Origin of the sequence: Halomonas sp. Ps84H-12, from assembly GCF_024124725.1 — a bacterium.
Classification (GTDB): Bacteria; Pseudomonadota; Gammaproteobacteria; order Pseudomonadales; family Halomonadaceae; genus Vreelandella; species Vreelandella aquamarina.
Genome location: NZ_JAMXSJ010000010.1, coordinates 33608 through 54020, shown reverse-complemented (window position 1 = coordinate 54020; position 20413 = coordinate 33608). Strand labels below are relative to the sequence as shown.

Annotated in this window: 18 protein-coding genes and 3 tRNA genes; 15 read left to right on the top strand and 6 right to left on the bottom strand. The window is 56.6% G+C overall.

The window, feature by feature from the left end; translation table 11 throughout:
* Nucleotides 1–95: 95 nt before the first annotated feature.
* Entirely contained in the window at nucleotides 96–704 is a 609-nt protein-coding gene (locus tag NH344_RS07275) for an NAD(P)H-dependent oxidoreductase (RefSeq protein WP_044628476.1), read from the top strand.
* A 29-nt stretch (nucleotides 705–733) separates the two neighbouring features.
* Nucleotides 734–1036 carry an MGMT family protein gene (locus NH344_RS07270; protein ID WP_044628477.1) on the top strand — a complete coding sequence of 101 codons (303 nt, stop codon included), beginning with the start codon at nucleotides 734–736 and terminating at the stop codon, nucleotides 1034–1036.
* Between the two features lie 135 nt (nucleotides 1037–1171).
* On the opposite strand, the gene NH344_RS07265 is transcribed toward NH344_RS07270, so the two are convergent.
* Nucleotides 1172–2740: a bifunctional GNAT family N-acetyltransferase/carbon-nitrogen hydrolase family protein gene (locus NH344_RS07265; protein ID WP_230834802.1), complete on the bottom strand. Its 1569-nt coding sequence runs from the start codon at nucleotides 2738–2740 to the stop codon at nucleotides 1172–1174.
* A gap of 43 nt (nucleotides 2741–2783) precedes the next feature.
* Nucleotides 2784–3701: a DMT family transporter gene (locus NH344_RS07260; RefSeq protein ID WP_230834803.1), complete on the bottom strand. Its 918-nt coding sequence runs from the start codon at nucleotides 3699–3701 to the stop codon at nucleotides 2784–2786.
* Between the two features lie 231 nt (nucleotides 3702–3932).
* Here NH344_RS07260 and NH344_RS07255 point away from each other — a divergent pair, with 231 nt between their 5' ends.
* The 5 genes from NH344_RS07255 (at nucleotide 3933) to NH344_RS07235 (ending at nucleotide 12279) form a co-directional block, all read left to right on the top strand.
* Nucleotides 3933–5954 carry an NADPH-dependent 2,4-dienoyl-CoA reductase gene (locus tag NH344_RS07255; protein ID WP_230834804.1) on the top strand — a complete coding sequence of 674 codons (2022 nt, stop codon included), beginning with the start codon at nucleotides 3933–3935 and terminating at the stop codon, nucleotides 5952–5954.
* A gap of 140 nt (nucleotides 5955–6094) precedes the next feature.
* Nucleotides 6095–7147: a low specificity L-threonine aldolase gene (locus NH344_RS07250; RefSeq protein WP_172416345.1), complete on the top strand. Its 1053-nt coding sequence runs from the start codon at nucleotides 6095–6097 to the stop codon at nucleotides 7145–7147.
* 265 nt (nucleotides 7148–7412) lie between these two features.
* On the top strand, nucleotides 7413–9335 hold the full coding sequence (locus NH344_RS07245) for a PrkA family serine protein kinase (RefSeq protein WP_044628482.1): 1923 nt from the start codon (nucleotides 7413–7415) through the stop codon (nucleotides 9333–9335).
* Between the two features lie 71 nt (nucleotides 9336–9406).
* Entirely contained in the window at nucleotides 9407–10696 is a 1290-nt protein-coding gene (locus NH344_RS07240) for a YeaH/YhbH family protein (protein WP_253027698.1), read from the top strand.
* Between the two features lie 20 nt (nucleotides 10697–10716).
* Nucleotides 10717–12279 (top strand): SpoVR family protein, encoded by a 1563-nt coding sequence (locus NH344_RS07235; protein ID WP_137094878.1) that lies wholly within the window; start codon nucleotides 10717–10719, stop codon nucleotides 12277–12279.
* A gap of 76 nt (nucleotides 12280–12355) precedes the next feature.
* Here NH344_RS07235 and NH344_RS07230 read toward each other — a convergent pair whose 3' ends face one another.
* On the bottom strand, nucleotides 12356–12670 hold the full coding sequence (locus NH344_RS07230) for a high-potential iron-sulfur protein (RefSeq protein ID WP_044628485.1): 315 nt from the start codon (nucleotides 12668–12670) through the stop codon (nucleotides 12356–12358).
* A gap of 252 nt (nucleotides 12671–12922) precedes the next feature.
* On the opposite strand from NH344_RS07230, the gene NH344_RS07225 reads away from it, so the two are divergent.
* Both NH344_RS07225 and NH344_RS07220 read left to right on the top strand, forming a co-directional pair.
* On the top strand, nucleotides 12923–13198 hold the full coding sequence (locus tag NH344_RS07225) for an Lrp/AsnC ligand binding domain-containing protein (RefSeq protein ID WP_044628486.1): 276 nt from the start codon (nucleotides 12923–12925) through the stop codon (nucleotides 13196–13198).
* Between the two features lie 77 nt (nucleotides 13199–13275).
* The gene (locus NH344_RS07220) at nucleotides 13276–14124 is read left to right on the top strand and encodes a DNA/RNA non-specific endonuclease (protein ID WP_228219772.1); all 849 of its coding nucleotides are present in this window, start codon (nucleotides 13276–13278) and stop codon (nucleotides 14122–14124) included.
* A 230-nt stretch (nucleotides 14125–14354) separates the two neighbouring features.
* Here the strand turns inward: NH344_RS07220 and NH344_RS07215 are convergent.
* From NH344_RS07215 to NH344_RS07205, 3 genes are all read right to left on the bottom strand, one after another.
* Nucleotides 14355–14441: transfer RNA gene (locus NH344_RS07215), tRNA-Leu, on the bottom strand.
* 61 nt (nucleotides 14442–14502) lie between these two features.
* Nucleotides 14503–14589 (bottom strand) — tRNA-Leu (locus NH344_RS07210).
* 86 nt (nucleotides 14590–14675) lie between these two features.
* A tRNA-Leu gene (locus NH344_RS07205) sits at nucleotides 14676–14762 on the bottom strand.
* A gap of 270 nt (nucleotides 14763–15032) precedes the next feature.
* Here NH344_RS07205 and rnr point away from each other — a divergent pair.
* The 6 genes from rnr to rplI all read left to right on the top strand — a co-directional run bounded on the left by rnr (nucleotide 15033) and on the right by rplI (nucleotide 20396).
* Nucleotides 15033–17417: a ribonuclease R gene (gene rnr, locus NH344_RS07200; RefSeq protein WP_253027697.1), complete on the top strand. Its 2385-nt coding sequence runs from the start codon at nucleotides 15033–15035 to the stop codon at nucleotides 17415–17417.
* 2 nt (nucleotides 17418–17419) lie between these two features.
* Nucleotides 17420–18220 (top strand): 23S rRNA (guanosine(2251)-2'-O)-methyltransferase RlmB, encoded by an 801-nt coding sequence (rlmB, locus tag NH344_RS07195; protein WP_253027696.1) that lies wholly within the window; start codon nucleotides 17420–17422, stop codon nucleotides 18218–18220.
* Nucleotides 18221–18431: 211 nt separating this feature from the next.
* The gene (gene rpsF, locus NH344_RS07190; RefSeq protein WP_062372773.1) at nucleotides 18432–18809 is read left to right on the top strand and encodes a 30S ribosomal protein S6; all 378 of its coding nucleotides are present in this window, start codon (nucleotides 18432–18434) and stop codon (nucleotides 18807–18809) included.
* 33 nt (nucleotides 18810–18842) lie between these two features.
* Nucleotides 18843–19070 (top strand): 30S ribosomal protein S18, encoded by a 228-nt coding sequence (gene rpsR / locus NH344_RS07185; RefSeq protein WP_009097135.1) that lies wholly within the window; start codon nucleotides 18843–18845, stop codon nucleotides 19068–19070.
* A 12-nt stretch (nucleotides 19071–19082) separates the two neighbouring features.
* Nucleotides 19083–19934 carry a hypothetical protein gene (locus tag NH344_RS07180; protein ID WP_253027710.1) on the top strand — a complete coding sequence of 284 codons (852 nt, stop codon included), beginning with the start codon at nucleotides 19083–19085 and terminating at the stop codon, nucleotides 19932–19934.
* 15 nt (nucleotides 19935–19949) lie between these two features.
* The gene (rplI, locus tag NH344_RS07175; protein ID WP_044628492.1) at nucleotides 19950–20396 is read left to right on the top strand and encodes a 50S ribosomal protein L9; all 447 of its coding nucleotides are present in this window, start codon (nucleotides 19950–19952) and stop codon (nucleotides 20394–20396) included.
* Nucleotides 20397–20413: the final 17 nt, after the last annotated feature.

The following is a 20413-nucleotide window of genomic DNA, read 5'->3' as shown; positions in this document are numbered from 1 at the left end:
TTTGTCGAATGTAGATCGGAAAACGTTGCGCTTTTGCTCACCGAAAAGCGCCGTAGAATAGCGCCTAACCTTCTCTCTGTTTTTAAGGAATTTTCATGACCACTCGTGCCCTGTTAGTGACCTCTTCTATCCTCGGCGACAACGGCCAGTCCAACGCGCTGGCGAGCCATTTTCAGCAGCAGGCCGCTGCACGTGATGGCGTCGCCGTTACCCACCGCGATGTGGTTGCCAACGCGCTGCCGCACCTTGCCATCGAAGAGCTGGGCGCGTGGCAGACCCCGGCTGACGAGCGCACCACCGAGCAACAGGCGCTGGCCGCGCACTCGGATGAGCTGCTGGCAGAGCTGCGCGCTAACGACGTGCTGGTACTGGCGGTGCCGATGTACAACCTGGGCATTCCGTCACAGCTGAAAGCGTGGTTTGACCGCGTGCTGCGCGCCGGTGAAACCTTCCGCTACACCGAAAACGGCCCCCAGGGGCTGATCGAAGGCAAGCGAGCTATCATTCTGGCCGCTCGTGGCGGTCAATACGCGGGCACCGAGTTCGATAGCCAAACGCCGCACCTGAAAACCATGTTGGGCCTGATGGGCATTCGCGATGTGGAAGTGGTGTTTGCTGAAGGTTTGAACATGGGCGACGCTCACCGCGATGCCGCGATGAAAGAAGCCTTCCAAGCCATTGATCAGCTTGTCGAAGCGCTCTAAACCAACGCCATAAGCCAAACGAGGTTGTCATGCCACGCCCGGAACTGCTCGAACAGATTTACACTATTGTCGATCAAATTCCGGCGGGGCGGGTGACGACCTATGGCCGCATTGCCAAGATGACCGAAGGGGCCACGCCGCGAATGGTGGGGTCGGCCATGCGTCACCTGCCCGAGGGGCATCAGCTACCCTGGCATCGTGTCATTTCCGCGTCACTCAAACTAGCTGACCACGGCGGCGCGGCACACCAGCACGAAAAGCTGCGTGCCGAGGGCGTCGCGTTCGATGCCAAAGGCCGCGTGCCGAGCCATCTTGTTTGGCCGGATGAGTAGCTCTTGGGTGAGTGGTGAATGGAGAGGTGTGAATAGAAAGCTGTGAATAGCGATTTGTGAATGACAAAACGCCGCCCGGTGGGCGGCGTTGGAGTTCTTATGCGTACTTATGCGTAGTGGGTCGCAGGTTGAGCGTTAGTCTTCCTGCCTACTGCCGGACTTCCACGACCAGTCGCGCCAGCGTAGATCGAAGAGATCCTTGCGGCGGTCCTTGAGGTTGGTGACCGAGCCTTCGGCACGCACTACGGTCAGGCGGGTCAAGTCCAGGTCCGAGAAGATGATCATCTCGGTGTTGGGCGTGGTCTCGGCCAGCACCGCGTCATGGGGGAAGGCAAAGTCAGAGGGGGTGAATACCGCCGACTGGGCATACTGGATATCCAGGTTCTCGATGGACGGCAGGTTGCCGACGCTTCCGCAGATGACCACGTAGCACTCGTTCTCGATAGCCCGTGCCTGAGCGCAGTGGCGCACACGCAGGTAGCCATTTTTGGTGTCGACCCAGAACGGCACGAACAGAATATCCATGTCCTGGTCGGCCAGCAGGCGACCCAGTTCCGGGAATTCCACATCGTAGCAGATCAGGATGCCAACACGGCCTGCATCGGTATCGAACACCTGCAGATCGTCGCCGCCTTCGATCACCCAGTCGCGCCGCTCCTGCGGGGTGATATGCAGCTTCGACTGTTTCTCCACCTCGCCGTCCCGATGGAACAGGTAAGCCACGTTATAAAGACGGTCATCCTCACCCACCTCGATCATCGAACCACCGATGATATTGATGTTGTAAGAGACCGCCATGCGGGAAAGCTCGCTCTTGAAGCGGTCGGTAAAGCCTGCCAAAAAGCGAATGGCCGCCGTTTGGTCTTTTTGGGCAGCTCGGTCCTGAAGCCCCATGAGTGGCGTGGTGAACAGCTCCGGGAAAACGGCAAAGTCGCTCTGATAATCCGACAACGCATCGACGAAATACTCGATTTGCTGCAGCGCAGCCTCCACGGAGGCGAACTCACGCATTTGCCACTGCACCGCGCCCACGCGTACCTGAGTGGGGCGAGTGTCTAGCACGTTTTCAGCGGGCTCGAACAGAATATTGTTCCATTCCAACAGCGTGGCGTAGCCTCGGGACTGCTCGTCTTCCGGCAGATACTTGCGTAACAGACGTTTGACCTGGAAGTCGTTGGCAAGCTGGAACGACAGAATCGGGTCGTAAATCTCCTTGCGGGAGACTTTGTCGATGTACTGGGCCGGGGTTAGCTCGCTGGCGTGCTGGTGATACTCGGGAATCCTCCCGCCCGCGAGAATGGCGCGCAAGTTAAGCGAACGGCACAGCTCTTTACGCGCTTCGTATAGGCGGCGGCCCAGGCGGTAGCCGCGATAGTCTGGGTGGATCAGTACATCCAGCCCGTACATGGCATCGCCTTCCGGATCGTTCAGGATGATTTCACGATGGCCGATCAAATCGTCGTATTTGTGCGGGTTGGAGAACTCGTCGTAATCCACCTGCACGGTGAGGGCGACGCCCACCAGTACGCCGTCGTCTTCAATGGCAATCTGGCCGTCGGGAAACTCCTGGATCAGCTTATCGATGGTGTGCTTAGGCCAAGCGCCACCAATATCGTGATACACCGCGTCCATCAGCGATTTCAGCTGCTCGTAGTCGTCGCTGGTGAGGTTACGCAGATTGAGGTGCAGGTCTTCTAGGGACATAGCTCAGGGGTTCCCATTCATAAAATGAAGTTGGCCTATTGTATCACTGCTGTACGCTTTGCGTTTTACGGGCGGCTGCCGCGCGTACCAACGGACGTGTCAGCGTTTGCGCCATGATCACCCCGGCAAGGATTAACAGCCCACCTATAAAGTGGAACCCCGATACCTGTTCACCCAGTAACGCCATGGCAATCAGCGCGCTAAATAGCGGCATCAGGTTGATAAAGATACTCGCCTGGTTAGCGCCGATTTGGCGGACCGCTCGCATCCACAAGAACGTGGTAATAACGGAAGCAGGAATGCCTGCGTACAAGATCAGCCAGATGTTTTGTCCATCCACCGGTGTCATGGGGCCCATCAAGTAGGGTGGCAGCAAGAACAACACGGCAAAACAGACCTGGGCATAGAGCATGACCCAAGGAGGCAGATTCATCGCCCAGCGTTTGAGCATCACGCCATAAAGCGCATAGCAGGTGGCGGCGACCACCATTAGCGCGTCGCCCTGCGCCACCTCTAACTGCAGCAGAGAAAGTGGGTTGCCGCGGCCCAGCAGCACGGTGACGCCGATAAAGGCGAGCACGCCGCCTACGACGCCGCCTAATGTGGGTGGTTCCTTCAAAATTAGCGCGCTCAATAGCACCGTGAGCAGCGGCACCATTGCTGCAAGAATGCCCATATTGGTGGCGGTGGTAGTTTCCGCAGCGATATAAGCCAGCCCCTGCCATAGCCCCATCCCTAAAAGCCCTAGCAGAGCTAGCTTTGGCCAGTTACGCACGATCTCATCTTGGTGACGCAGTACGGCCGGCAGCACAAAAGGAGTCATGACGACGAGGGCGAGCAGCCAGCGTAAAAACGCGATACTGCTAGGAGCAATGGCATCTACCGAAAGCTGGTTGATGGTCATATTGCCGGACCATATCAGTACGGTGGCCAGCGGCGGTAAAAAGTAAATCAATGGCATAGCACATTCCCTAGATTCAATCCCTGATCGTTAGCCGGTTAATGTGACGCGCTTTGCCTCCAGGGGCAAGGGGGAAGGTAGTCGATATAGCGACTATCGTCTGGATAAAAAGGCGATACAGTTGCGTGGTAAAAGTCTGTACGTAGCCAGCGCTATGTCATACGCTTGTTTGAATGTGAGTGGCAAGCCATTGATTGCCCGCCGTACTAATAACAGTGAAGGAGCACCGTGATGCGCCAAGCGCCAGCTTATCCGCACCTATTTCGTCCATTAACCGTGGGACATTTAACGCTGCCTAACCGCGTATTGATGGGGTCCATGCACACCAATTTAGAAGAAGCGCCGAATGGCTTTGAGCGCTTGGCAGCGTTCTATGCAGAGCGCGCGCGTGCAGGGGTAAGCCTGATTGTGACGGGTGGCATTGCGCCCAATGCCGAAGGGGCGGTATTTCAAGGTGCCAACGCGCTGACAGAGGAGTCTCAAGTGGCGGAGCATCGCCACGTTGTCGATGCGGTACATGCCGCCGGTGGGCACCTATGCATGCAAATTTTGCATGCCGGGCGCTACGCTTACTCACCAGAGCTGGTGGCCCCCTCGGCGCTGCAAGCCCCCATCAACCCGTTCACCCCCCGAGCGCTCTCCAGCGACGAGGTAGAGCAGCAGATTGCCGACTACGTGCGCTGTGCCACGCTGGCCCAGCAGGCGGGCTACGATGGGGTTGAGGTGATGGGCTCGGAAGGCTATTTGATCAACCAGTTTATTTGCCGCCGCACCAACCAGCGTGACGACGACTGGGGCGGAGATTTTGAGCGGCGTATGCGTTTCCCTGTCGAGATCGTCAAGCGTATTCGCCAAGCGGTTGGCGAGCGCTTCCTGCTGATCTTCCGCCTGTCGATGATTGATCTGGTGGAAGAGGGCAGCTCCTGGGAAGAGGTCGTACAACTGGGCCAGGCCATTGAAGCCGCTGGCGCGAACGTCATCAATACCGGCATTGGCTGGCACGAGGCACGGGTGCCGACCATCGTGACCAGCGTGCCCCGGGCCGCGTTTACCGAAGTCACCCGCCGCATTCGCGCGGCGCTGTCGATTCCGCTGATTACCACCAACCGCATCAATATGCCGGAGGTGGCTGAGCGCGTACTGGCCGAGGGCCATGCGGATATGGTGTCGATGGCGCGTCCGTTTTTGGCTGACCCCGAGTGGGTGCGTAAAGCCGAGGCGGGCTTGGCGAAGGAGATCAATACCTGCATCGCCTGTAACCAGGCCTGCTTGGATCACACCTTTATGGGCAAGCTGACTTCCTGCTTGGTCAACCCCCGTGCCTGCCACGAAACCGAGATCACCCTGGCGCCTGCGCAAACACCTAAGCGGGTAGCGGTGGTAGGCGGAGGCCCAGCGGGGCTTGCCACAGCAGTAGCGGCGGCCAGTCGTGGGCATGCCGTGGTGCTCTTTGAGCGGCGCAGCGAGTTGGGTGGGCAGTTTAACTACGCTCGCAAAATCCCCGGTAAAGAAGAGTTTAACGAAACTCTGCGCTACTTCCGCGTCATGCTCGAAAAGCACGCGGTGGACGTGCGCTTAAACACCGAAGCCACTGTAGGCGCCCTGGCAGATTTTGACGAAATCGTGATTGCCACGGGGGTGGTGCCCCGTGAACTGGCGTTACCAGGAGCCGACCACCCCAGCGTGCTGAGCTATGCAGACGCCATTGAGCAGCCTGAACGAGTAGGCAAGCGCGTGGCGGTGATTGGGGCAGGCGGCATTGGTTTTGATGTTTCGGAGCTGCTTTCCCACGAGGGGCACCCCACCATGGAGGTGACCGCATGGTGCGATGAGTGGGGCGTGGATTTAGCAGTGGGCGAACGTGGCGGCTTAAAAGCGCCGCAGCCGCCACGTTCACCGCGCAGCATTGTGATGCTGCAGCGAAAAAGCTCTAAGCCAGGCAAAAACCTGGGTAAAACCACGGGTTGGGTGCATCGTGCCTCGTTAAAGCAGCGTGGCGTAGAAACACTGGCCGGCTGCGAGTATGTGCGCATCGACGATGCGGGCTTACACATCCGCCGCGAAGGGCAAGAGCAGGTGGTCGAGGTGGACACCATTGTGGTGTGCGCAGGCCAAGAGTCGGTACGCGACTTGATTTCGCCGCTGGCCCAAGCGGGTAGCCGCGTGCATGTGATTGGCGGCGCAGATGAAGCGGCCGAATTGGATGCTAAGCGCGCTATTGATCAAGGCACCCGGCTGGCGGCCTCGCTGTAACTCGCGTGGGGGGCGTGACGTTAACGCTAAAATGGCGATAGACTGATGGATCACCCTAACTACTAAGCCACGTTAGGGATTTAAGGCGCGGGTGGCACCCAGCCTGCGCCGCACGACCGTCAGACAAAAGGATTATCGTCATGCCCTCGGAGTGTACCCCACGATTTTTAGCCAGTGACAACACCTCCGGTATCTGCCCGGAGGCGATGCAGTACTTACTCGAAGCCAATCAGGCCGATGATTTAGCCTACGGCAACGACCGCTGGACCGCCCGCGCCGCCGACCGTTTTCGTGAAATGTTCGACTACGATTGTGACGTATTTTTCGTGTTCAACGGCACTGCAGCCAACTCACTGGCGCTCTCCGCGATGGGGCGCAGCTACCACAGCGTGATTTGCCATGAGCTGGCGCATATTGAAACCGATGAGTGTGGTGGGCCGGAGTTTTTCTCCAACGGCGCCAAGCTGCTGACTTCACCAGGGGCGAACGGCAAACTCACGCCGCAAGGGATTGAGGCGCTGGTGACCAAGCGCAGCGATATCCACTACCCAAAACCGAAGGTGGTATCGCTCACTCAAGCCACCGAAGTGGGCACTGTGTACTCCCGCGAAGAGCTGCTGGCCATTCGCGCCATGGCAGATAAGCATGACCTTCGGCTGCACATGGACGGTGCACGCTTTGCCAACGCTTGTGCCAGCTTGAACGCCTCACCCGCAGAGTTGACCTGGCAAGTGGGCGTCGATGCACTGTGTTTCTCGGGCACCAAGAACGGCTTGGCGTTTGGTGAGGCGATATTGTTCTTCAATCGCGAGCTGGCGGAAGACTTCTCCTACCGATGCAAGCAGGCGGGGCAGCTAGCATCGAAAATGCGCTATGTCTCTGCGCCTTGGCTGGGCCTGCTGGAAAGCGGTGCTTGGCTAACCAATGCCGAACATGCCAACGCCATGGCGCGTTATCTATCGGAAGGGCTACAGGCGTTGCCGGGTGCTTCGCTGATGTTCCCCACCCAGGCCAACAGCGTATTCGTTGAATTGCCACCTCACGCCATCGAAGCGTTGAAAGCCAAAGGATGGACCTTTTATACCTTCATCGGTGCCGGCGGAGCGCGGTTCGTCTGCGCTTGGAACACCACCGTTGAATTGCTCGATCAGCTGTTGGCCGATGTGAAAGCCGTGCTTGACGTTCGTGCTTGAGCAATACCGCCGCTAAAAACTGCTCTGACGTTGAGCTCTCAAGCGCCGCCTTCTCAGGCGGCGCGTTGCATTGTGGGGTTGCCACAATATTTCACGCAACTAACCCCCTGTTGCTGTGCTCATATCGTTAACAGCGCTGCGTTGAAGGTTTAGTCATCACTTTTTGCTAATGCTGACTACGCTGATAGAGCGACACCTCGAATAGCACACCGTCTGGGGTATTGGCTTGGCGGTTGCGCTGGGGGATGGGCCACAGGAGAGTTCCATGAGCATCTTTGATCACGTTCAAGACCGATTTGCCCGCGTTCAGCAAGAGGACATGAGCCTTGAGGAGTACTTGGCGCTTTGTCGCCGTGACCCCAAGGTGTATGCCAGCGCTGCCGAGCGCATGCTGGAAGCGATAGGCGAGCCTGAAGTGATCGACACGGCGAAAGACCCGCGTCTATCACGTATTTTCTCGAATAAGGTGATCCGCCGCTATCCCGCTTTCGCCGAGTTTCATGGGATGGAAGAAGCCATTGAGCAGATTGTGGCGTACTTCCGCCACGCGGCCCAAGGCTTGGAAGAGCGCAAGCAGATTCTTTATCTACTGGGGCCGGTCGGTGGCGGTAAATCGTCACTAGCCGAGCGCCTGAAGCTATTGATGGAGCGCATTCCCTTCTATGCCATCAAAGGATCGCCGGTCTATGAATCGCCGCTTGGACTGTTCTCACCGGAAGAGGATGGTGAGTTGCTGGAGCAGGAGTACGGCATTCCCGGGCGCTACCTGCGCAGCGTGATGTCGCCCTGGGCGGCTAAACGCTTAAAAGAGTACGGTGGTGATATTTCCCAGTTCCGGGTGGTGCGCCTCTACCCATCGCGGCTGAATCAAATTGCCATCTCCAAAACTGAGCCGGGGGATGAGAACAATCAGGATATCTCATCACTGGTCGGCAAAGTCGATATTCGTCAGCTGGAGCTTTACTCCCAAGACGATCCGGATGCCTACAGCTTCTCCGGCGGGCTGTGCCGTGCCAACCAGGGGCTGATGGAGTTTGTGGAGATGTTCAAGGCTCCCATCAAGGTGCTCCACCCGCTGCTGACCGCTACCCAAGAGGGCAACTACAATCCTACCGAGGGCATGGGCGCGATTCCTTTCGATGGCGTGATTCTGGCCCACTCCAACGAGTCCGAATGGCAGGCGTTTCGTAACAACCGCAATAACGAGGCGTTTCTGGATCGTGTCTATATCGTCAAAGTACCCTACTGCCTGCGGGTGTCGGAAGAGATCAAGATCTATCAAAAGCTGTTGGAAGACTCCTCCCTCAGCGCTGCGCCCTGCGCGCCGGATACGCTGCGCATGCTGGCGCAGTTCTCAGTGCTGTCGCGGCTTAAAGTGCCGGAGAACTCCAGCATCTACTCCAAAATGCGGGTGTATGACGGGGAGAACCTGAAGGACACCGACCCACGCGCCAAGTCGATTCAAGAGTACCGCGATGCGGCTGGGGTCGATGAAGGTATGCAAGGGCTCTCTACCCGCTTTGCCTTCAAGATTCTGTCGAAAGTGTTCAACTTCGACAGTACGGAGGTCGCGGCTAACCCGGTTCATCTGCTTTACGTGCTGGAGCAGGCGCTGGAGCGCGAGCAGCTGCCTTCCGAGGTGTTCGAGCGCTACCTGGGCTTTATCAAAGAGTTTCTGGCCCCGCGCTATGTGGACTTTATCGGCAAGGAGATTCAAACCGCTTATCTCGAGTCCTACAGCGAGTACGGTCAGAACATCTTTGACCGCTATGTGACCTATGCCGACTTCTGGATTCAAGACCAGGAGTACCGTGACCCTGAAACCGGCGAGCTGCTCAACCGCCAATCGCTGAACGAGGAACTCGAGAAGATCGAGAAACCGGCGGGTATCTCCAACCCGAAAGATTTCCGCCATGAAGTGGTGAACTTCGTGTTGCGGGCGCGGGCGCAAAACAACGGTATGAACCCTAGCTGGCAGTCGTATGAGAAGCTGAAAGGCGTCATCGAACACAAGATGTTTGCCAACACCGAAGAGCTGTTGCCGGTGATCTCGTTCAACGCCAAAGCGTCGAAGTCGGATCAAAAAAAGCACGAGGATTTCGTGGCGCGCATGGTGGACCGTGGCTATACCGAGAAACAGGTGCGGCTGCTCTCCGAATGGTACCTGCGCGTGCGTAAGTCTCAGTAGCGGGCCGCTGTCGGCCCGCACACAAGAGCGCCAAGAGTCGGCGCTCAAGATCGAGGTGTTGAGGAGGTCGAATGACCTACTTTATTGATCGCAGACCTAACGCTAAGCACAAGAGCGCGGTCAATCGGCAGCGCTTCTTGGAGCGTTATCGCAAGCACATCAAGCGCTCGGTGGAGGAGGCGGTCAACCGCCGCTCCATCACCGACATGGAGCGCGGCGAGAAAATATCGATTCCAACCAAGGATATTTCCGAACCCGTGTTTCAGCACGGGCCGGGCGGGGCACGCAACATCGTCGCGCCGGGTAATAAGGAGTTTTTGGAAGGTGACAAAATCCGTCGACCTAGCGGCCAAGGGGGTGGTGACGGTGCCGGGGAAGGCGGCCCCTCTAACCAGGGGGAGGGAAACGATGAGTTTGCGTTTACCCTTAGCCGCGAGGAGTTTCTGGAGTTCGTCTTCGATGGCTTGGAGCTTCCCCATTTACAACGCAAGCCGCTCAAGTCGTTGGAAGAGATCAAAATGGTGCGCGCAGGACTGGCGCGAGATGGGGTGCCGTCACGCATCAGTATTACCCGATCGATGCGCGAGGCTTATGCACGGCGCATCGCCATGCGTGCACCCATCAAGCGTGCTTTGAAGGAAGCCCAAGAAGCGCTAGCGGCCGAGGAGCGTAAAGATCCGGTACTGCGTAATCCTGCTCGCGTCGTGGAGCTCAAGGCCGAGATCGAACGGCTGGAAAAACGTATCGACGCCATTCCCTTCATCGATACCTACGATTTGCGCTATCACCAGCTCGCCGCCCAGCCGCAACCATCGAGCCAAGCGGTGATGTTTTGTGTCATGGACGTGTCGGGTTCCATGACGCAGAACCATAAAGACATCGCCAAACGGTTTTTCTTACTACTCTATCTTTTTTTAGAAAAGCATTACGAGAAAGTCGAGCTAGTGTTCGTGCGCCACCATACGGCTGCTAGAGAGGTGAATGAAGAGGAGTTCTTTTACTCGCGAGAAACCGGCGGCACCATCGTCTCCAGCGCGCTGAATTTGGTCAACAAGATCATCGAAAAACGCTACCCCGCCGGGCAATGGAATCTCTACGTGGCCCAGGCCTCCGATGGTGACAACTGGGACGACGATTCCAATATCTGCCGTGATCTGTTGGTGAAGCAGTTGATGCCGCAGCTGCAGTACTACGCCTACGTGGAGATCACTCCCCATGATCATCAGTCGCTGTGGCATGAGTATGAAACCGTGGCTGCCCAGTTTCCCGAGCGTTTTGCCATGCGCCAGATCGTCAATGCGGGAGATATCTACCCCGTTTTTCGTGAGCTATTCAAGCGCCGCATGAGCCAAGAGCGGTAGTGCGAGTCGAGGAGTGCGCCATGAGTGTAAACCGCAAGCCCATCGCCACTGGGTCGGACTGGAATTTCAGCGTGCTGGAGCGTTTTGATGAGGAGCTCGCCAGGCTCGCCGATGAGTATCGGCTGGATACCTATCCCAATCAAATTGAGGTGATTACCACCGAGCAGATGATGGATGCCTATGCCAGCGTTGGCATGCCAGTGGGCTACCATCACTGGTCGTTTGGTAAGCAGTTTCTCTCTGTGGAGCAGGCCTACAAACGCGGGCAAATGGGGCTTGCCTATGAGCTGGTCATCAACTCCAACCCCTGCATTGCGTACCTGATGGAGGAGAATACCTTGATGATGCAGGTGCTGGTCATTGCTCATGCCTGCTACGGTCATAACTCCTTCTTCAAGGGCAACTACCTATTCCGCACGTGGACCGATGCGGAATCCATCGTCGATTACCTCGTGTTCGCCCGCAAATACATCGCCCAGTGTGAAGAGCGCCACGGCGTGCACGCCGTCGAGCAACTTTTGGATGCCTGTCATGCGCTACAAAACTACGGCGTAGACCGCTACAAGCGGCCATCACCCATCTCGGCAGAGGAGGAGGCCAAACGCCAAGACGAGCGCGAAGCGTACCTGCAAACCCAGGTCAACATGTTGTGGCGAACGATCCCCGAGCCGCCAGCTGGCGTTGCGCCGCCCCCGGGAAGCCTGCACAGCGACGATGACCCGCTAGGCCTGCATAGCGGCGGCTGCTACCCCTCAGAGCCACAAGAAAACTTGCTCTATTTTATCGAGAAGAATGCCCCGCTGCTGGCCCCTTGGCAGCGTGAGATCGTGCGTATCGTGCGTAAGTTGGCCCAGTACTTTTACCCACAGCGGCAAACCCAGGTCATGAACGAGGGGTGGGCGTGCTTCTGGCACTATACGCTAATGAATCGGCTTTACGATGAGGGCAAAGTAGATGAGGGACTAATGCTGGAGTTCTTACAGTCCCACGCGGCGGTCATCAATCAGCCGGGGTTCGATAGCCGCTATTACAGCGGGCTGAACCCTTACGCACTGGGCTTTGCCATCTTCATGGACATCAAACGGATATGCGATGCGCCGACGGCTGAAGACCGCGAGTGGTTTCCCGATATTGCAGGTAGCCCCTGGCGGGAAACCCTTGAGTTCGCGATGCGCAACTTTAAGGATGAATCCTTCATACAGCAGTTCTTGTCACCTAAGGTGATTCGCGACTTAAAGCTGTTTTTAATTGTCGATGACGACCAGGTAGAGATGCTTGAGGTTGCTGCTATTCACGATGACCGTGGCTACAAACGCATACGTGAAGCGCTTTCAAGCCAATATGCTCTGTCGGTGCGTGAGCCGAATATTCAGGTGGTAGAAGCTGCCATTCGCGGTGATCGCTCATTAACGCTGCATCACATTCAGGATAGTCGTCGGCCACTGGGGAGAAGTGTCTATCCGGTGATTCGCCATTTACAGCAGCTATGGGGCTTCCCTGTACACTTGGTATCCATGGAAGATGGGAAAGTCACCCGCCGTTATCACTGGCCGGTAGAGGAGGAGAGCAAAGGGGCTGGCTAAAAACAGTGACCCCGCGCAGGGCGCGGGGTCATGGATATCGCAGTAGCCTAAGGTTTGCTTACACCTTGGGGGTTGCTTACGCTTTGGCCGTCCACGATTGGCACCAGCCTTCCGGTGCAACGCTGTTTTCTGGGAAGAGCTGGCAACCTTCGGTGTCTGCATTGAAGAACATGCAGTTAGAGCAGAGTTCGCCCTCTTCATAAGCGGGATGGTCACTCGCATCGCTGGCCACTTCGACGTAGTTAAGCGCCTGAGCGGTAGGAGAGGACGGATCCAGACGCGGCAGTTCCTGAGCAAAAGCACTCTTCGACAGAATGCCAGCACCAAACGGTAGGGCAGCGAGGCCCAGCACACTGTTACGCATGAACTTACGACGGCTCTGATTAGCCATGGTGTCTCCTTATCGTCACGGTCTGACGTTTTGCTACGGTTGTCGGGTGGTGATCCACCTCTTAATACTCCGACAAGTCTTATAAATCGGAGGTCTACGGTACATGCTAGCGCATGCTCAAAATTAGTGCGAATAACCTTATAAATAGCGCGACAATTAGCCACGCTGTCAGGCAGCGCTTGGCCGTACCTAGCAGGCTGCTATACTCGCCCCGTAGCGTGATATCCACAAGACATGATTAGTGAGGGCGCCATGCAAAACGCAGTGATCTTGATTAATACCGAAAAAGGCCAAGTAAAGGCAGTGGCTGAACGCCTAGCCGATGTGGAAGGGATCAGCGAAGTGTACTCCACCTGCGGCCGTTACGACCTAGTCGCCATTGCCCGCACCCGCGATTTTGAGAGCCTAGCGGAGCTGGTGACCGAGCGCCTAAATGCCGTAGAAGGGATTAGTGATACCGAAACGCTGAATGCCATGCAGGTTCACTCTCGTCACGACTTGGAAACCATGTTTTCACTCGGCTGGTAACGTTAGCTACCTACTAAAAAACATACTGGTCTATCTAAAAAGCTTGTAGGGGAGTGACTCCGTTGGGGAAATCGCTTGTGCACTGGCGTCGTCAGGGGCGACGCCTGGGCATCGCTGTGCTGTTTGTAATAGTGGGAACCGGGTTATGGGAATTCCAGGGGCGCCAACATCAAGATGCCTATACCTGGCAAGGCGTGCCCACTTGGGAGGAGTTTCGCCCCACCACGTTTCATCGCGTTTTACGCAACGATGGCTTTTTAGTGGGATGGTCGGATGTTCGTGTCGGTGCGCTATGGGTGAGCTATCAAGTGAAGGCCGTACCGGACAATACCCGGATCGGCGGGCGGCCCAACTTTCAGGCTGACTGGCGCACGCTATGGCCGGTGGATACTGATAGCTACTCAGGGAGCGGCTACGACCGCGGGCATCTGGCGCCTAACTACGCTATTGCTGCCGTGCATGGGCGTAGTGCGCAAATCGACACTTTCTTAATGAGTAATATGGCTCCGCAGCGGCCCAACTTAAATCGCCAACTGTGGCAGCGTTTAGAAGAGTCGGTGATGGACCACTTCGCGCCGCGTTTTGAGCGCTTACAGGTGATCACCGGGCCGATCTACCCTGAGCGCTTTATGGATAACGTGTTTAACCGCGTCGGCTTTGTGGAAGTGCCTCAGGCGTTCTACAAAATTATCGTTGCGCCTCACGACGAAGCGCCTTTAGCGCTGGCATTTATTATGCCCCAAGACGTCAGAGGCAATGAGCCGCTGGATGACTACCTCGTCACCATTGATGATATCGAAGCGCAAACGGGACTGAACTTCTTTCCTGACTTAACCCCTGCCATGGAAGCCGTGCTAGAAGGCGAGCTGCGGACACAAGGATGGGCGCTGGAAGAAATTGCTCGCCGCCCTGGGCGCTATCAATAAGCACGGAGATGCATTAACCAGCAATCACGGCGGGCGAAGCCGCATTAATGTTTCGCCCGCTTGACATGTTTGGCAAGTAAGCTAAAGCGGTAGGGTACAATCGCAGTCATGGAGATAAGACGCAAAAAAGCGCCATACAAAGATGGTTCTCTATTAAGAATAAATCTGAGCGAGGCATTTATTGAATATCTATCAGGAAGATAAAGAGTGATGCGGACGGGACCATAAAATGGTGCCCAGGAGAGGACTTGAACCTCCACGTCCATACGGACACTAGCACCTGAAGCTAGCGCGTCTACCAATTCCGCCACCTGGGCGCATCATTCTTTTTACAACTAAAATTTTACAACTAAAACAGTTTTAGCGTCTGTATTCGTATGGTGCCCAGGAGAGGACTTGAACCTCCACGTCCATACGGACACTAGCACCTGAAGCTAGCGCGTCTACCAATTCCGCCACCTGGGCGAATACAAACTAACTGCTTTCACATCTACTTCTTGCTTGCCGCTGCACCTTACGACTTCATGAAAAGGGGATAACATGAAGTGGTTTGGTGCCCAGAAGAGGACTTGAACCTCCACGACCATACGGTCACTAGCACCTGAAGCTAGCGCGTCTACCAATTCCGCCATCTGGGCAAGTGGCGCGTATGATACCGAGGCCGTGGTTAAATGCAAGCCCTAAGGCGCTTTTTTTAATACTGAAATCGCATTAATGCGGTGTTAGGTGGTTGGGTGATTGGGCGGGCAGCGCTATACTGCGCCTATGACCAAACAAAACATGACATGCTTCAGCTTATTAGCAGCTGACAACGGCGCTAACGCCGTCGAAGACAACTCCCACCCGCAGTGCACCACGCCTGCGCTAACTGTCCGCCTCCCGCAAACGCCACCAAGGATGTTGATCGCATGAAGTACTGGACGTTGAGTGATGATCCGCACGCCGAGCGCGAGGCGCAAAAGTACGATAATCCTGCGCCCAGCCGCGAATATCTACTGGCTGCCTTAGAAAGCTACGGTAAACCGATTACTCATGAAAACATGAGTAGAATGCTGGGCATTGAAGATGAAGAGCACCTAGAAGCCGTGCGTCGGCGCCTGGCCGCTATGGAGCGCGACGGGCAAGTGCTGCGTGATCGACGAGGTGCTTACGCGCTGATCGATAAGCTCGATCTGATTAAAGGTAAGGTGCTTGGGCATCGCGATGGTTTTGGCTTCGTACTCAGAGATGATGGCAAAAAGCCAGATCTCGTCCTGCCGCCTCGTCAAATGCGGCGTGTGTTTCACGGGGACCACGTGCTGGTACGCATTAGTGGTCGTGACCGTCGCGGTCGTGACGAAGCGACCATTGTCGATGTGATTGCCCGCAATACTCAAACCATTGTTGGTGTATACCGTAGTAACACGCCGGAATTTGGCGTGCTGATTCCTGAAAATCCGCGTATTACGCAAGAAGTGATCATCCCACATACCGCCTGTGGGGGTGCCAAAGACGGCCAGGTCATTTCGGCCAAGATCGTGCAGCAGCCCGCCACGCGGGTGCAGCCGGTGGGTGAAGTCATCGAAGTGCTGGGTGAGCGTATGGATCCTGGCATGGAGATCGACATTGCCATTCGCAGCTATGACATCCCCGCCGAGTTTCCGCCAGAGGTGCTGGATCAAACCAGCGAAATCTCTGCCGAGGTCTTGGAGGAGGATAAAAAGCATCGCGTCGATCTGCGTGACATTCCGCTTGTCACCATTGATGACGAATCTGCCAAAGACTTCGACGATGCTGTCTGCGCTTGGAAGACCAAATCCGGTAGTTGGAAGCTGCTGGTAGCGATTGCCGATGTGTCGCACTATGTTCGACCCGGCACTGCGCTGGATGATGAAGCGCGTACGCGTGGGAACTCGGTTTACTTCCCCGGTCAAGTCGTCCCGATGTTGCCGGAGCTGCTCTCCAATGGTCTCTGTTCGCTGAATCCGCATGTCGACCGCCTGGTGATGGTGTGCGAGATGAATATCTCCAAAACCGGCGCCATTAGCCGCTACTCGTTCTATGAAGCCGTGATGAACTCCCATGCACGCCTGACCTATAACAAGGTGGCGGCGATGTTGGATGGCGAGAGCGAAGAAGGAGAGGCGCTGCGTCGTGAGCATGCGGAATTAGTCAAGCCGCTCAAAAACCTGCACGAGCTGTATGGCCTGCTGCGCTCTGCTCGGGAAGAGCGCGGAGCGATCGATTTCGATACTACCGAAACGGCGATCATCTTCAACGATGAGCGCAAGATCGAAAAAATCGTGCCGCGTACCCGCAACGACGCTCACAAGCTCATCGAGGAGTGCATGCTGGCCGCCAACGTAGCCACGGCGCGCTTCTTGGATAAGCATGACCTGCCTGCGCTTTACCGTATTCATGAGCGGCCCACGCCCGAGCGCTTAGACAAGCTGCGCCTGTTCTTGAGTGAGCTGGGGCTTTCCTTGGGTGGGGGCGACGAACCCACGCCGCAAGACTATCAAGCGCTGCGTGAAGCCATCGCTGACCGACCGGATGCCGATATCATTCAGACGGTCATGCTGCGCTCGATGAATCAGGCGGTCTATTCACCGCAAAATGAAGGGCACTTCGGTTTGGCGTACCAAGCGTATGCCCACTTCACGTCACCGATTCGCCGTTATCCCGATCTCTTGGTTCACCGCGCAATACGTTCGGTCATTCGCGGTCCGCGCCAGACCAATACGGTCGTGCGGGTAGAAGGGGCACCGGTAGAGCCGCCGAGCAAGTGGTGCCCCTATACCTTCGAGCAGATGCTGGAACTGGGCGAGCACTGCTCAATGACCGAGCGGCGCGCGGATGAAGCGACCCGCGATGTCGAGAGCTGGCTTAAGTGCGAGTTCATGTCCGATAAGCTTGGGGAGACGTTCGAAGGCACGATTGCTTCGGTAACGCAGTTCGGTCTGTTTGTTCGTCTGGACGACTTCTATGTAGAAGGCCTAGTGCATGTCACCTCGCTGCCGTCGGACTACTATCATTACGAAGCCGAGAAGCATCGCCTAAAAGGGGAGCGCACGGGGACTACGTACCGCTTGGGCGACGGTTTGACCGTGCAGGTGGCGCGTGTCGATATGGATGATCGGAAAATCGACTTTGGCCTCGCCGACGATAAGCCACGCCCGCGCCGCCAACCGCGCAAGCGCCGTGGTGAGAGCGGCGGCCCGAAAGCCGCTGCCACAACCGATAAACAGCCGACTCGTCGTGGCCCGCGCCGTACCCGGAACGGCCCGCGTAAACCATCAGCGAAAAAGGGTTGAGCATGAAATCGTCGTCATCTCGACGTAACCTGCGTAATGCCGCCATTCGCACGCCGGATGGCTTGGACCAAGTGTATGGTGTTCATGCGTTAGAGAGCCTGCTCGAACGCGGTGAAGCCCCGCGCGAGCTTTGGGTTCAGCAGGGGGCGGGCAACCGCCTAAAAGACGTGGTAGCAAATGCCCAGGCAAGCGGTGCGCGTATTAAAGAGCAGCCTCGCGAGGTGCTTGATCAGCTCACCCAAGGTGCGGCGCACCAAGGCGTGGTGGCGTTTTGCGCGCCATTAACGCCGGAAGGCGAAGAGTCGTTATGGCTGAAGTTGCGCGCCTGGCATGCGCCTACACCGCCGCTACTGCTGGTGCTGGATGGCGTCACTGATGTGCATAACTTCGGTGCCTGCCTGCGTAGTGCCGATGCTGCGGGGGCTCATGGCGTGATTGTCGCAAAAGACAAAGCCGCACCTTTGAATGCCACGGTCAGAAAGGTGGCCTGTGGGGCGGCGGAAGTCGTTCCGGTCTATCAGGTCACTAACCTTTCCCGTACCCTGGCCAAGCTCAAAGATGCGGGCGTTTGGATTACCGGCACCGCCGGTGAAGCAGAAGCCAGCGTGTTTGAGATTGATATGACTGGCCCCACCGCGTTGGTGATGGGGGCAGAAGGGAAGGGCATGCGCCGTTTGACCCGCGAAGCCTGCGATAATCTTGCCAAGCTGCCTATGGCAGGGCAGGTGTCGAGTCTTAATGTCTCGGTGGCTACCGGTATTTGTTTGTTTGAAGCCGTTCGTCAGCGGCAGCTTGCAAGTTAGCGGCCAGCCCACTAGAATGCTTGCGCCCGTTTATTCATAAGCGGGCGTTCGTATTGGTAAGTGACTTATACGATCAACAGTTCTGCTTGATGTCCTGTCTCGGCTGTTCGCGGCCTAGAAAGGGCATTTCAGTTAACTCCTTGCTTCCCTGTCGCGGTTAAGGCATTTGCTCTAACGCACACCGGAAGCTGCCAAACCGCAAGGAGATTCCATGCGTCATTACGAAATCGTGTTTATGGTCCACCCGGATCAGAGCGAGCAAGTGCCGGCTATGGTCGAGCGCTACACCAGCATCGTTACCGAAAACGCTGGCACTGTGCATCGCCTTGAAGATTGGGGGCGTCGTCACCTGGCTTACCCGATCAACAAGATCCACAAAGCCCACTACGTGCTGATGAACGTTGAGTGCACCGGCGAGACTCTCGAAGAAATCGAGAACATCTTCCGTTTCAACGACGCCATCATCCGCAGCCTGGTTGTTCGCTGTAAAGAAGCGATCACCGAAGCTTCCCCGATGATGAAGCCGGCAGAAGAAAAGCGTCCGCGTCGCGAAGAAAAACCGCGCGCTGAAACTGAAGAAACTGCCTGATTTTATCCACCGCACGTTTTAAGGAGCTAGTCCATGGCACGTTTTTTCCGTCGCCGTAAGTTTTGCCGCTTCACCGCTGAAGGCGTCAAGCAGATCGACTATAAAGATCTCGACACGCTGAAGGCTTACATCACCGAAACCGGCAAGATCGTTCCGAGCCGCATCACCGGCACCAAAGCACGCTATCAGCGTCAGCTGGCGACCGCTATCAAGCGTTCACGCTACCTGGCACTGCTGCCCTACTCCGATAGCCACCAGTAAGCGTTTGACGTGATGCTGGCACTCGCAAGATGGCTGATGCGTGGCACGCCCTATGCCGCAGGCGGGGCAGCGCTAGCAGCGTTAGTGCCCTGGCTGTTTTGGTTGGGTGCGGCCATCGCGGCGTTAGTGACCTTGCGCAAGGGCTTTGCTCCCGCGCTTCCGGTGATTATCGCTGCGGCATTACCAGCTGGTTTCTGGTGGGCGCAGGGTGATGTGATTCCGCTGGCGAGCGTATTACTCGTCTCGTTAATGGCGGTCATATTGCGCGAAAGGATACGCTGGAGCGAAGCTCTGATCGTTGGCACCTTAGCGGCCGCGATCATGGTTCAGCTGGGCATCTTCAGCCCGCCGGGTGGCACCGAGCTCATGCTGGAGCAGCTGCGCGAGAGCTCGCAAGAGATCGACCGCATGCTCACGGAGTTTGCCAACCAAGGCATCGATACGACGACTCTGGCCGCCATGGTCATTGGCGGCGTCACGGGGTTGGTTGTGCTGTTAGCGGCCATCGCATGTTTGGCGCTAGCACGCAGCTGGCAGGCTGGGCTTTATAACCCAGGTGGCTTTCGTGAAGAATTCCATGCGCTGCGCCTGGCCCCTAAAGAACTCGCTATTTTAGTAGTGCTTGGGGTGGCAGGTATGGTGCTGGGAGCGCAGGCGCTGGCCATGCTGAGTTGGATTCCGCTGCTGATCGCCGGTATTGCGTTAGTGCATGGGTTTATTGGAATTAAGGGGATGAACGGGCTGTGGCTGGTGGCATTTTATGTGCTGCTGATCACGACCTGGCCCACGATTCTCATTGTGCTGCTGTTGGGGCTGATTGATACATTCGCGAACGTTCGCGCACGCCTTGCCTGCAGCAATTGACAAGAGGTTTACGAGATGGAAGTCATTCTGCTCGACAACATTGGTAAGCTGGGCGGCCTGGGTGACAAGGTCACTGTTAAGCCTGGTTATGGTCGTAACTACTTGGTGCCTTACGGTTTAGCCGTACCGGCCACCAAAGAGAACGTTGAAGCGTTCGAGGCGCAGCGTGCAGAGCTTGAAGCTCAAGCCGCTGAGCGTAAAGCAGAAGCCCAAGCACGTGCTGAGCAGCTTAACGACATCGAACTGTCGTTGGTTTCTAAAGCGGGTGATGAAGGCAAACTGTTTGGTTCTATCGGTCCGCGTGACCTGGCCGACGCGATCTCCTCTGCTGGCATCGAAGTTGCCAAGAGCGAAGTCCGTATGCCGCAGGGCCCGATTCGTCAAACTGGCGAATACGACATCGACCTCCACCTGCATGCAGAAGTGGACGCCGTTGTACGCGTGGTCGTTGTCGCCGAGTAATCTCGCTCGCCAACGCT